8 protein-coding genes and 1 riboswitch are annotated in these 12,385 nt (G+C 64.3%); of the genes, 3 read left to right on the top strand and 5 right to left on the bottom strand.

The window, feature by feature from the left end; all coding sequences use genetic code 11:
* Positions 1–492 precede the first annotated feature (492 nt).
* The 3 genes from gcvT to LD110_RS13360 form a co-directional block, all read right to left on the bottom strand.
* Positions 493–1,656, bottom strand: coding sequence for a glycine cleavage system aminomethyltransferase GcvT (gene gcvT / locus LD110_RS13370; protein WP_225499322.1), 1,164 nt, complete (start codon positions 1,654–1,656; stop codon positions 493–495).
* Positions 1,657–1,667: 11 nt separating this feature from the next.
* Positions 1,668–4,559, bottom strand: coding sequence for an aminomethyl-transferring glycine dehydrogenase (gene gcvP / locus LD110_RS13365; RefSeq protein ID WP_225499321.1), 2,892 nt, complete (start codon positions 4,557–4,559; stop codon positions 1,668–1,670).
* Positions 4,560–4,745: 186 nt separating this feature from the next.
* Positions 4,746–4,841: riboswitch (glycine riboswitch) on the bottom strand.
* A 172-nt stretch (positions 4,842–5,013) separates the two neighbouring features.
* Positions 5,014–5,553, bottom strand: a complete 540-nt coding sequence (locus LD110_RS13360) for a TetR/AcrR family transcriptional regulator (protein ID WP_225499320.1) — start codon at positions 5,551–5,553, stop codon at positions 5,014–5,016.
* Positions 5,554–5,639: 86 nt separating this feature from the next.
* Between LD110_RS13360 and LD110_RS13355 the strand changes: the two genes are divergently transcribed.
* Both LD110_RS13355 and LD110_RS13350 read left to right on the top strand, forming a co-directional pair.
* Positions 5,640–7,178, top strand: coding sequence for an MFS transporter (locus LD110_RS13355; RefSeq protein WP_225499319.1), 1,539 nt, complete (start codon positions 5,640–5,642; stop codon positions 7,176–7,178).
* 212 nt (positions 7,179–7,390) lie between these two features.
* On the top strand, positions 7,391–8,764 hold the full coding sequence (locus LD110_RS13350; RefSeq protein WP_225499318.1) for an aldehyde dehydrogenase family protein: 1,374 nt from the start codon (positions 7,391–7,393) through the stop codon (positions 8,762–8,764).
* A gap of 66 nt (positions 8,765–8,830) precedes the next feature.
* On the opposite strand, the gene LD110_RS13345 is transcribed toward LD110_RS13350, so the two are convergent.
* Positions 8,831–9,850, bottom strand: a complete 1,020-nt coding sequence (locus tag LD110_RS13345; RefSeq protein WP_225499317.1) for a sugar phosphate isomerase/epimerase — start codon at positions 9,848–9,850, stop codon at positions 8,831–8,833.
* Positions 9,847–11,034 carry a Gfo/Idh/MocA family protein gene (locus LD110_RS13340; protein ID WP_225499316.1) on the bottom strand — a complete coding sequence of 396 codons (1,188 nt, stop codon included), beginning with the start codon at positions 11,032–11,034 and terminating at the stop codon, positions 9,847–9,849. Before LD110_RS13340 ends, LD110_RS13345 begins: the two co-directional genes overlap by 4 nt.
* Positions 11,035–11,189: 155 nt before the next feature.
* Here LD110_RS13340 and LD110_RS13335 point away from each other — a divergent pair, with 155 nt between their 5' ends.
* Positions 11,190–12,218 (top strand): LacI family DNA-binding transcriptional regulator, encoded by a 1,029-nt coding sequence (locus LD110_RS13335; RefSeq protein ID WP_225499315.1) that lies wholly within the window; start codon positions 11,190–11,192, stop codon positions 12,216–12,218.
* Positions 12,219–12,385: the final 167 nt, after the last annotated feature.

Here is a 12,385-nt window from a genome sequence, read left to right as displayed (position 1 = left end):
TTCCAGAATGCGTCGGCTCCTCCGTGCCCTTAGTCACCTCAGGTTTGGGCGTACCGACCGGAAAGAGCAGTTGCCCCCTCAGGGACGGAGGACCCGTGGTTCCCGCGATCCAGTCCGGTCAATCCCAGCACGCCGGAACTTACCCGAACCCGACCACCCGACCTGCGGCAGGTGGCTCCACTTCACTCTTTGTATTAGAAAGACCGAACCCGCCTGAACCGCTGAGCCCAAGTCCATCAAGCGCCCCGAAAACAGAGTGACCAACTGGCATCGATGAGGCTCGAGGCGCCCAAGCCGCGCAGGTCCGAAGGTGACCCTGTCGGCCCCTCCGGGACCGGCATCCGGCAGCATGCGTCTAAGGGAGCGTCACGTCCGCTCAGCGGGCGTCTTCGCGACCGAGCATGCAGAGGATGTCGGCCCCGACGGGCCCAAGGTGACCACGGACCCGCGCCCAACGTGACCTTGTGGCTGCCCATCCGACCAGCGAACGGCTTACTTTTGGCGCTTGTAGAACGGCAATGCGATCACTTCGAAGGGTTCTGGCTTTCCGCGGAGGTCCACGTCGAGGGCCGTACCCAGTTCCGCTTGCTCGACGTCGACATACGCGAGGGCGATCGGGTACCCGAGGGTCGGGGACGGCTGGCCGGACGTTACTTCACCTACCACTGTGCCGTCCTTGAGCACCGGGTAGTGGCTGCGACCGGCGCGGCGCCCGAGTCCCTTGAGGCCAACCAACCGGCGGCCGGTGGTGGTTCCGGCCCCCTCGGCCTTTTTGGCTTCCAAGGCTGCGCGGCCCACGAAGTCGCTTTCCTTGGCGAGGGAAACCACGGCTCCCAGGCCCGCTGCGAAGGGGTCACCGTCGCGGGAAAGTTCGTTGCCGTAGAGGGGCATGCCGGCTTCGAGGCGGAGGGAGTCGCGGGAGGCAAGTCCTGCGGGGGTGAGTTCTCCTTCTTCGGCAACAGCCAGGATGGCCTGCCACAGGGCCGGAGCGTCATCGTTGGAGACGAAGATCTCGAAGCCGTCCTCGCCGGTGTACCCGGTCCGGGCCAGCAGCAGCGGCCGCGTGCCGCCGTCGGACGCTCCGCCGTCGAACGCGAACGGCACTTCAACGGCGGCGTAGTACTTCAGGCCGGTGACCAGTTCGTGGCTGTCCGCCGGGACAAGGCGCAGCAGGATGGACTCGGCCTTCGGGCCCTGCACCGCGATCAGCGAGGTCTCGGCGGAGGCGTCCTGGACGGTGACGTCGAAACCGGCGGCACGTTCAGCCAACTCGGCGGCGACGGTCTTGGCGTTGCCCGCGTTGGGAACCACCAGGAACTTCCCGGCGCCTTCCACCTCGGAGGGGCGGCGGTAGACGATCAGGTCGTCGATGATGCCGCCGTCCTCTTCGCAGATCAGCGAGTACTTAGCTTTGCCCTCGGCAATCGCGGACAGCTTGCCCACCAGGGCGTAGTCCAGGAACGCGGCTGCGTCCGGGCCGGTGACCCAGACCTCGCCCATGTGGGACAGGTCGAACAGTCCGGCGGACTTCCGCACGGCATGGTGCTCGGCCAGCTCGGAGGAGTACTTCAGCGGCATCTGCCAGCCGCCGAAGTCGGTGAAGGAGGCGCCGAGCTTCTTGTGCTCGTCGTAGAGCGCGGTGTAATTCTCAGTCATTTGTGGAGTCCTTAATTCTCGTCGCCGGAGTGGTCCTCGAACGCCTCGAGCGGTGGGCAGGCGCAGACCAGGTTGCGGTCCCCTGCCGCGCCGTCGATGCGGCCAACGGGCGCGAAGTACTTGTCCTGCTTGAGCGAACGGACCGGGAAGGCGGCCTGCTCGCGCGGGTAGGAACGCTCCCAGTGGGAGGACACGACGGCGGCCGCGGTGTGCGGGGCGTTGCGCAGCGGGCTGTCCTGGACGGTGAAGTCGCCATTGGCCACCTGGTCGATTTCCTTGCGGATGGAAATCATCGCCTCGATGAAGCGGTCGATCTCGCCCAGGTCCTCGGACTCGGTGGGCTCCACCATCAGGGTCCCGGCCACCGGGAACGCCAGGGTGGGGGCGTGGAAGCCGTAGTCGATGAGGCGCTTGGCCACATCCTCGGCGGTCACGCCGGTCTTGGCCGTCAGCTCACGCAGGTCCAGGATGCACTCGTGCGCCACGAGCCCGCCCTCCCCCGTGTAGAGCACCGGGAAGTACTCGTTCAGCCGGGACGCGACGTAGTTCGCGGCCAGCAGCGCGGACTTGGTGGCCTCGGTCAGCCCCTCGCCGCCCATCAGCTTCACATAGGCCCAGGAAATCGGCAGCACACCGGCGGAACCGAAACGGGAGGCCGAGATCGCGACGCCGTGACCGTCCTCGTGCGCGGACTTAGTGGCATCCCCCGGCATGAACGGGGCAAGGTGCGCCTTCGCGGCAACCGGTCCGACGCCGGGTCCGCCGCCGCCATGCGGGATGCAGAACGTCTTGTGCAGGTTCAGGTGGGACACGTCCCCGCCGAACTGGCCCGGCTGCGCCAGGCCGACCAGCGCGTTCAGGTTGGCGCCGTCGATGTACACCTGGCCGCCGGCTTCGTGGATCGCGTCGCAGACCTCGCGGACGTCGGCGTCGTACACGCCGTGCGTGGACGGGTAGGTGATCATGATGCAGGACAAAACATCCCTGTTGGCCTCGATCTTCGCCTTCAGGTCATCGTGGTCAATGGTGCCGTCGGCGGCGGTGGCCACCACAACCACCTTCATGCCCGCCAGCACCGCCGAAGCGGCGTTGGTGCCGTGCGCGGAAGCCGGGATAAGGCAGACGTTGCGCTGCTCGTCGCCGCGGGACAGGTGGTACCCACGGATGGCCAACAGGCCTGCCAACTCACCCTGGGAACCGGCGTTCGGCTGGATGGACACCTGGTCATAGCCGGTGATCGCGGTCAGTTGCGCTTCGAGGTCAGCGATCAGCTCCCGCCAGCCCTCGGTCTGCGAATCCGGCGCGAACGGGTGGATCGAAGCAAACTCCGGCCAGGAAATGGCTTCCATCTCAGCCGTGGCGTTCAGCTTCATGGTGCACGAACCCAGCGGAATCATGGTCCGGTCCAGCGCCAGGTCCCGGTCGGACAGCTTGCGAATGTAACGCAACAGCTGGGTCTCCGAGCGGTGCGTGCTGAACACCGGGTGCTGAAGGTAGTCGCTGGAGCGTACGACGGCGGGAGCCAGCCCAAACGCGGTGTCGGTGCCTGCAGCCGCGTCAGCCACGGACGCGCCAAAGGCGGCGAGGACCTCGGCGACGACTGCCGCCGTCGTGGTCTCATCGGCAGAGATGCCGACAGTGTCAGCGTCGATGCTGCGCAGGTTGATCCCGCGGGCCTCAGCGTCGGCAACCACCTCCGCAGCGCGGCCCGGGACACGGACGGTGACGGTGTCGAAGAAGCTGGCGTGCAGCACCTCCAAGCCAGCGGTCCGAAGCGAGGAAGCAATGGTGCGGGCGTGGCCATGCGTGGTCTCGGCAATGGCCTTCAGTCCGTCCGGGCCGTGGTACACGGCGTACATCGATGCCACGATCGCCAGCAGTGCCTGGGCCGTGCAGATGTTGGACGTGGCCTTCTCGCGGCGGATGTGCTGCTCGCGCGTCTGCAGCGCCAGGCGGTAGGCCGGGACACCGGCGGAGTCCTTGGAAACGCCCACCAGTCGGCCGGGCAGCGAACGCTCCAGGCCCATGCGGACAGCCATGTAGGCAGCATGCGGGCCCCCATAGAACAGCGGGACGCCGAAGCGCTGCGCCGAACCGACCGCAATGTCGGCGCCCTGCTCGCCCGGAGGCGTGATCAGCGTCAGCGCCAGCAGGTCGGCGGCGACGGTGACCAGGGCGCCGCGCTCTTTGGCCTCAGCGATCACGGCCGAGTGGTCGAAGACCCGGCCGGACACGCCCGGCTGCTGCAGCACAACGCCGTTGATCTCGCCGTCAGGGAGGCCCTGGGACAGGTCGGCGACCTCCACCTCAAAACCAAGAGCCTCCGCGCGGCCCTTCACAATGGCGATGGTCTGCGGAAGAAGATCAGAGTCAAGGACGGTCTTCCCGCCTGTTTCTGATTTCGACTTGTTGGCGCGGCGCATCAGCAACACGGCCTCGGCCACCGCCGTGGCTTCATCCAAAAGCGAAGCGTTGGCGATGGGCAGGCCAACCAGGTCCTGCACCATGGTCTGGAAGTTCAGGAGCGCCTCGAGACGGCCCTGGGAGATCTCCGGCTGATACGGCGTGTAGGCGGTGTACCAGGCCGGGGATTCGAGGATATTGCGGCGGATCACCGGCGGAGTGACCGTGTCGTAATACCCCTGGCCGATCATCTGGACCGCCGTCTTGTTCTTCGCCGCAAGCTTTCGCAGCTCGGCAAGCACCTCAACTTCGCTCAGGGCCTCGTTGCTGCCCACCAGCGAGAGTGGCTTGTCCTGGCGAATGTCGTTGGGAACCGCGGTATCCACAAGGGACTCGACGCTGTCATAACCGACGGCCTTGAGCATCGTGTCTATATCGGCCTGGCGGCGCGCGCCAATATGCCGGTCGACGAAAGTTGTGGAGGCTGAACTAACCGTCACGAAGGAACTCCATTACTCAGGCGGCGTTAGGTACGCCACAGTGATTCGGATTCCTCCCCGCTCTGTCTTGGACCTGAGAGTTTCCGCGTTTCATGGCCTTGCCAAGGCCCGCTTGCACCGTCGGTGAGCGCGCATCGTTACCCCGCCTGAGGCGTGGGTTGAATGCGAACTGCTTTCCAGAGTTGCCTTGCCGCGGCGGTACAGGGGCCTGAGAGATTCCTGGGGAGGATTTGCTCCTACGGCGCCTGCTGCAATGCAACAGGACTCTCCCGCCGCAGATCAAAGGCATATGTAGTTGTTGGTTGCCAACTGGGCGTTGGCGCGGTCCAGCCGCGAGACGGCTGTCACAAGGTCTAATTGTCCTACGCCGGTGACCGCTCCGCAAATGCGAACCAATCTTTAGCGCTCCTGCCGGAAGACCCTGGCCGCTCGCTTGGCCTGCCGCCCGGAAGGCCTAGCGGCGGAGGCGCTCGACGGCGGCAAGGAGGCGTCCGACGTCGGCCTTCGCTTCAGGCGCCGGGCCCTCGGGGCCGCCGGTCAGCATCGCGTTGAAATACAGCCCGTCCCCCATGTACCGGACGGCCGCCGCAGTGTCCGGTCCGACGTCGTCCACCAGAAGGTCCAACCATTGTTGCTGAACGCGGGCGAAGCGGATCCGCGTCTCTTCATGGGCCACTTCCACCAGCCTTGTGGCTGCCACTAGCACACGGTCCAGCGGCGAATTCGCCCAGAGGGAGGACTGGATGAAGTACGCCGCTGCCCCTTCCTCCGCCGTCGCCATCTCCTGGACGTCTTGGGCGGCCAGAAGTTCCATTCGTTCCAGGAGGGCGCCGATCAAGGCTTCCTTGTTGGGGAAGTGATAGAGCAGGCCACCCTTGGAGACACCTGCCCGTCGCGCAACTGCGTCAAGCGTGGCGGCGCGCTCCCCCACTTCGATCAGGAGCGCCTCGAAGGCGTCCAGTACGGCGTCCTTGGCAACCGGTTTACGTGGCATGGCTCCATCATCTCTCGTGCGCGGCGTCGAACCGGAAACCTCATGTCGTTTTGAAACTATACCGTCCAGACGGTATAGTTTCGATTATGTCCGTACAGTCCATCCGTCAGCACTCACCGACCACGCTCAGTTCAGCTTCGTGGCGGGATTGGTCCGCCTTGGCGCTCTTGATGTTTCCCGTCTTGCTTGTTGCCGTGGACAACACGGCGCTCACCTTCGCGCTTCCGGAAATTGCCCGGACCCTGCGGGCAAGCGGGGTGCAACTGCTGTGGATTGTGGATGCCTACGCCCTGGTACTTGCGGCGCTCCTCGTCTCGATGGGCAATCTGGGTGACAGGATCGGCCGGCGCAGGCTGTTGTTGATCGGGAGCACTGGGTTCAGCGCAGTATCGGTGGCCATGGCGTTCTCACCCACAGCCGAATGGCTTCTTGCCGGACGAGCGGTCCTGGGCCTATTCGGTGCCATGCTGATGCCGTCTACCCTGTCTTTGATCCGGAACATCTTTGTTGATGCAGGAAGGCGTCGGCTTGCTATCGCCATCTGGGCTGCGAGCTTCTCCGGCGGCGCAGCCCTGGGGCCGATACTGGGTGGCTGGCTTGTAGCGCAGTTCTGGTGGGGCGCGGTGTTCCTCGTCGCGGTGCCGCTGTTGCTCCCGCTGCTGGCTGCCGGACCATCCCTTATTCCAGAATCCAAGGATGCGAATCCCGGACGCGTAGACGTTCCCAGCATTGTGCTGTCGATGCTGGCGATGGCTCCTGCCGTCTATGGAATCAAGGTCGCCGCCACAGAGGGCTTCGGCCTCCTGCCCGCGGCGCTGATCCTGTTTGGCATCCTGATGGGATGGGCCTTTGTGCGCCGGCAGCTCATGGCGGACTCCCCCTTGCTTGACATGGCGCTGTTCCGCAACCGCGTCTTCAGTACGTCGATCATTGCGAATGTGCTGTCCCTGTTCTCCCTCAACGGGTTCATTTTCTTTTTTGCCCAGCACCTGCAACTCGTCGAGGGCCGCTCACCAATGAATGCAGGGCTCGCCATGGTGCCCGCTCTGATCGCCATGATCGTTGCCGGTTTTGTGGTTGTCCCACTCGTCCGGCACGTACGGCCTGGTGCCGTGGTGTCGGGCGGGCTCGCGCTCAGCGCGAGCGGCTACCTGATAGCCGGTGCCGGCGACCATTCCGGCGGCCCGGTGTGGCTGCTGACCGCCATGGTGATTCTCGCCGTCGGGGTTGGCTCCGCCGAGACCATCTCCAACGATCTCATCCTCGGGTCCGTACCGGCTGGGAAGGCGGGGGCCGCTTCGGCGATTTCGGAAACCGGATACGAAGTGGGCTCGCTCATGGGTACTGCCGTGCTGGGATCGCTGCTGACGGCGTCGTACCAGCACAACCTCGCGCTTCCCGCCGGACTTACGCAAGCCGACGCCGGCCGCGCCAGGGAAACCCTGGCCGGCGCGCTGGACGTGGCCAACGCCTTGCCGGATCCGGCCCGCCACGCCCTCGAGGCAGCTGCCCGCACAGCCTTTGAATCAGGCGTCCACGTCACATCTGCAATCGCGCTGGCCTTAATGACGACGGCGGCCCTGCTGTGCGCGGTCAAGCTGCGGCAGGTGCCGGTGGCAAAGTGACTTAGGCGACGAGGTCCGTCCCGCCGATGGCGCAAGGCCTGCTGACGCCGAAGGGTTCGGGGGCATGGTCCCCCGAACCCTTGCATCCAGCGTGGATTGGTCCTAGACGTTTTCCACGTAGGCCGGCAGCGCGTCGAGGAGGCCGTTTGAGTGTTCGCTTAAGTATTCGGAAGTCAAGAGATTCCTTGGAACGGCCGGCGTAGATTTTCCCTATGGATGCAGCTTCCACCGTTTCCCGTGCCCGTGCTGTATTTGCGGGCGGCAGTGGCCAGCCGCTTTCCGTCCGGCTAAAAGTCCTCCTCAACATGCGCAAGATGCTGACCGAGCACCAAGACGATTTTGTCCGCGCACTACAGGAAGACCTGGGAAAGCCCCGCGGCGAGTCGCTGGCAACGGAAATCGGCTTCACATTGAGCGAGATTGCGCACATCGAACGAAACCTGGAGCGTTGGCTCCGCCCCCGCCCGGTTCCCGTACCGCGGGTGCTGCTGCCCGCGAAGGCATGGACCGAACTGACACCTTTGGGAACCGTCTTGGTCATCGGACCGTGGAACTATCCGGTCAACCTGACACTTTCGCCACTTGCCGGAGCGTTGGCTGCTGGAAATACCGCCGTTCTTAAGCCAAGCGAACTCGCTCCGGCAACTTCTGCCATCTTGGCCCGGCTGGTCCGGGAATACCTGGCTCCGTATGCGGAAGTTGTGGAGGGTGCGGTCCCCGAGGCGACGGCTCTGCTCGCTGAACGCTTTGACCATGTCTTCTTCACCGGAGGCCATGACGCTGCGCGTGCAGTCATGCGGGCGGCGGCAGAGAACCTAACCCCAGTGACCCTTGAGCTGGGAGGAAAGTGCCCAGCTTATGTAGCCGACAGCAGGAACCTGGCACAAACTGCCACGCGGATAGCCTGGGCGAGGTTCATGAACGCCGGACAGACGTGTGTGGCTCCGGATTACGTCATGGCGGAACCGGCACTCCTCGACTCCCTTGAAAGGGAACTCAAGCTGGCGATCACCCGCCTGTTCGGGAGCGATCCCGCCTCCAGTGCTTCGTACGGACGAATCGTTGACGCGCGGCACTTCGACAGGCTGTCTAGCCTGGTCGACCGAACCACTGTGGTCCACGGCGGTCAGCGAGAGGCGGCCACCCGTTACTTTGCCCCAACGCTCGTGCGGCCGGATGCGGAAGACGCCGTTATGAAGGAAGAAATCTTTGGACCAATCCTGCCCTTGGTGGCGGTCAACGGGCAGGACGAGGCTATCCGCCATATCAACACCGGCCCTAAGCCCCTTGCGCTGTATCTATTCGGAGCCGCGAGCGAAACCCGGCGGGCTTTCGCCGAAAGGACATCCTCCGGCGCACTGAATTACGACGTTCCTGCTGCCCACCTTTCCGTTCCAGGACTCCCTTTCGGCGGTGTAGGGGGCAGCGGAATGGGCGCCTATCACGGGGAACATTCCGTCCGGACCTTTTCGCACGAACGGTCCACCCTCAACAAACCGCTGCGCCCGGACACGCTCCGCTTCGCTTATCCGCCGTACAACGCAGTAAAGGAGAGCGTGCTGAAGATGTTGACCCGCCGCCGGTAGCGCGAGATGACAGTTAATGCCAATGTCTGGTCCCGACACGGGCATTAACTGTCATCTCGCGGATGGTTAGACCGCGGGGTTCAACGAAGCCTCCAAGGCCGCATCCGCTTCCAGCAGGACCTTAGCCGCCACTTCCAGCCCTTCGATCCGGCCGAGCGAAACGTCCTCATGCTCGATGTTGACCAGCATGCCCGGGTCCACGTCGTGAAGGGCGCGAAGGAACTCCGTCCAATAGGCAGCATCGTGGCCACGGCCCAGCGCGACGAAGTCCCAGGCGGAATTCTTGGGCCACTCGTTGGCCCACTCGTTTCCGCCGAGGTTGGTGCGGTTCTCCCCCGGCGAGAGACGGCGGAAGCTATTGTCCAGCACACCGTAGAGCGCTGCGTTGTCCTTATTTACCCTGACATCTTTAGCTGCGGCCTGGAAGACCAGCGAGCCGAGTTCGCGGACAACTGTCACCGGGTCCATCTGCTGCCAGAACAGGTGGGAAGCATCCAGCTCCACGCCAACATGGGTGGCACCGGTCAGCTCGATGAGCTTGTAGACATCCGCTGTGTTGAACACGATGTTCTGCGGGTGCAGTTCCAGGGCGACCTTGACGCCGTGATCGGCGGCCAGGCGGTCCGTCTGCCGCCAGAATTCAGCCGCAACGCCCCACTGGTAATCCAGAACGTCGAGCGCCGCGGAATTCCAAGCGTTAACCACCCAGTTGGTGACGGTGGCGCCGGGCTCGCCGCCCGGAAGGCCGGACATGGTCACCACGCGGTTCTGGCCCAGGCGTTCAGCGAGGCGGATCGACCGGCGGATGTCCTCGGCGTGCTTCTCCCCGATCTCGGGCTTGGGATGCAGCGGGTTGCCGTTGCAGTTGAGACCAGCAATGGACACACCGGTGCCATCGAAGATCGCCAAGTAGTCGTCCCGGGCTGCATCGCTTTCCAGAATCTGGTCCATGGTTGGGACGTGGACCGCGGGCAGGAAGCCGCCGGTATTGATTTCGATTCCGGTCAGCCCAAGGTCTGCAATGACCTTCAATGCCTCCGGAAGGGGACGGTCGTGCAGGATTGCGTTGTAGACACCAAGCTTCACAGCGTGATCCTCTCTCCATTGTTCCCGGCGGAGGCTGCCACAGCGCCAAGGATCTCCATGTTCCGCACGCCTTCGTCGAACGTGGCGCAACGGGGCAGGGACTCGGACTCGGGCCTGCCGGCCACCTCCTCCAGGAAGGCTCGCGCCTGGTAGCCGAAGGCGTCATTCTGGCCGAAGCCAACGCTGGGCGCATCCATGGCCAAACCACCGGCAATGTAGGGGTGGTCCGGGCCGAGGATGACCTGGCGGTAGCCGTTCTGCGCGTACGGACCTTCAGAGAGGAAGAGCCCGATTTCAGCCGGACGGCGCTGGTCGAAGTACGCGGCTCCGTTCTCGCAGAACACCTCGAACATCAGCGAATTCGCGTGCCCTGCAGCAACCCGGGAGACTGAGAGCGAGCCGATGCACTGCTCGAATTCGGCCGAGAAGGAGGCAACGTCGTCGTTCTCCACAGCCTCGAAAGTGTCACTGACTGCGGCATGGTCATGACCCATAACCGCGCCCAGCGGAAGCGGGCGCTTGGCGATGGCGGTGGACAGCTGGCCGCCGGAGACGGCCTTGATGTCACCGCAAAGGAATTCGCCAACATACGCGAGGTGGCTTCCGACGTCGGCGAGCGCACCTGAACCCGGCCCTCCCTTGTAGCGCCAGCTCATGGGCGCCTGCGGGCTGCAGCCGTAGTCGGTCCAGTAGCGGCCGCTGAAGTGCAGCGGCCGGCCCAGCGTGCCGTTCTGGATGAGCTGTCGGATGGCGGCAATGCCGGGAGTGCGACGGAAGGTGAACCCAATGCGCGCGATGTTGCCTTTTGCTTCGGCGGCATGGGCTGCTTCTGCCATTGCGCGGGCATCCTCGATGGAGTCGCTCAGGGGCTTCTCGCACAGCACGTGCTTGCCGGCTGCCAGCAGGCCCTCCACCACTTCGCGGTGCAGGGAGTTGGCGATGACGACGCTGACAACGTCGATGTCCTCTGCCTCCGCGATGGCCTGCCATGAGGTGTCGTGCCGTTCGTAGCCGAAGCGCCGGGCGGCGAGGGAGCCGAATTCGGCATTAACGTCGCCGATGGAAACGAGTCGCACCGGAGGAAGCACCGGGTTGTAGAGAGTGGACGCTGCGCGGTAGGCCGCAGCGTGGGCTTTCCCGGCCATCCCTGCACCGATGACGGCGACGCCTAGGCTTTCAGCCATTGATTTCTCCTTCGAAAATCAGCCCGGGCATGAGCCCGTTGCGGCAGTTTTTGGAGCGCTACAATCTTGCGCTGGACTAGTAGATTACTAATGTCCATATGTCCTGTCAATCCTCTGGAGGTTATCCTCAAAAGCGGAGAGGAAGGGGTCAGTTGATGACGTTGAACAGCTCAAGAACGCGTCGCCCGACGATCTACGACGTGGCCAAGCGAGCAGGCGTATCTCCCTCCTTGGTTTCGCTCGTGCTCCAGAATCCCTCGAAGGTCAGCGACAAGCGGCGCAACGCTGTCCTGACGGCAATGTCGGAGCTCGGATACCGGCCCTCGCGCGCCGCCACAACGCTCGCCAGCAGTCGCACGAAAAGCATCGGACTGCTCATTGACGACTACCGGAACCCCTGGTTCGTGGATCTCCTGCGGGGAATGGAGTCCGTCCTCTCGCCCCATGGCTACCAAGTGACGCTGGCTGATTCACGCCCCAGCGAGCACCGCATCAAAGAGGCCAGTGACGCCTTGCTGGCAATGCACGTCGAAGGGCTGGTCATCGCCGCAGAGCCCAGCGAATCGATGCTCGAACCGACGGCGGGCGTCGCGCCCTGGGTGCCCACCGTCGTCGCGGGCTGGCGGAAGGGCGTCCCTCTGGGCGCGGACCTCATCACGAACGACGACGACCGCGGCGGAGTGATGGCGGCCGAACACCTGCTGGCGTTGGGACACACTCGCATCGCCCACGCGTCCGGCGGCGACGGCGCGGCGGCGCACCGCCGCGCCGGGTTCAGCAGCCGACTGCTCGACGCCGGCCTGGAACTGCGAATCGCGGGTGAAACAGGCGGAACCTCCGAAGAAGACGGCTACGCGGCCGCTTCATGGCTACTGGACGAATACCCGGACACCACCGCCATCTTCGCGGCCAATGACACCATGGCGCTTGGCGCGTTCGCGGCCTCCAAGGCCCGGGGACTCTCCGTTCCCCTGGATCTCTCCGTCATCGGTTACGACAACTCCCCCTTGGCCAAGTCACGTTACCTGGACCTGACGTCAGTGGACAACCGCAGCGATCTGGTGGGAATCGACGTGGCGGAGACACTGCTGGCCAGAATCCAGGACCCAAGCATCGCACCCCAACACAAGCTCATCGAGCCCGCCCTTGTGGTCCGCGGTACTACCGCCCGATTGGCTGACTAAACACCGACATCACCCTTGGCTCAGGCGCTACGCAGCTCCGCCAAATTTGGAGCGCATCAACTCCTGGGCTCTGCGCTTGTGATCTACGAGCCCAGTCCCTCCACTTTGTCCGAGGAAAGTGACAGGACAAAGCCAAAAATGAGCCAAGTTCATTTTTAGCCCTTGCG

The organism is Arthrobacter sp. M4 (genome assembly GCF_020251205.1).
GTDB lineage: Bacteria > Actinomycetota > Actinomycetes > Actinomycetales > Micrococcaceae > Arthrobacter.
This window is presented reverse-complemented; position numbering and strand designations above follow the sequence as displayed.

Excerpts from the sequence above, each read along its gene's own strand:
- LD110_RS13355 (WP_225499319.1), top strand. The coding sequence starts at position 5,640 with ATGTCCGTACAGTCCATCCGTCAGCACTCACCGACCACGCTCAGTTCA.
- gcvT (WP_225499322.1), bottom strand. The coding sequence starts at position 1,656 with ATGACTGAGAATTACACCGCGCTCTACGACGAGCACAAGAAGCTCGGC.
- LD110_RS13335 (WP_225499315.1), top strand. The coding sequence starts at position 11,190 with ATGACGTTGAACAGCTCAAGAACGCGTCGCCCGACGATCTACGACGTG.
- LD110_RS13340 (WP_225499316.1), bottom strand. The coding sequence starts at position 11,034 with ATGGCTGAAAGCCTAGGCGTCGCCGTCATCGGTGCAGGGATGGCCGGG.
- LD110_RS13350 (WP_225499318.1), top strand. The coding sequence starts at position 7,391 with ATGGATGCAGCTTCCACCGTTTCCCGTGCCCGTGCTGTATTTGCGGGC.
- LD110_RS13360 (WP_225499320.1), bottom strand. The coding sequence starts at position 5,553 with ATGCCACGTAAACCGGTTGCCAAGGACGCCGTACTGGACGCCTTCGAG.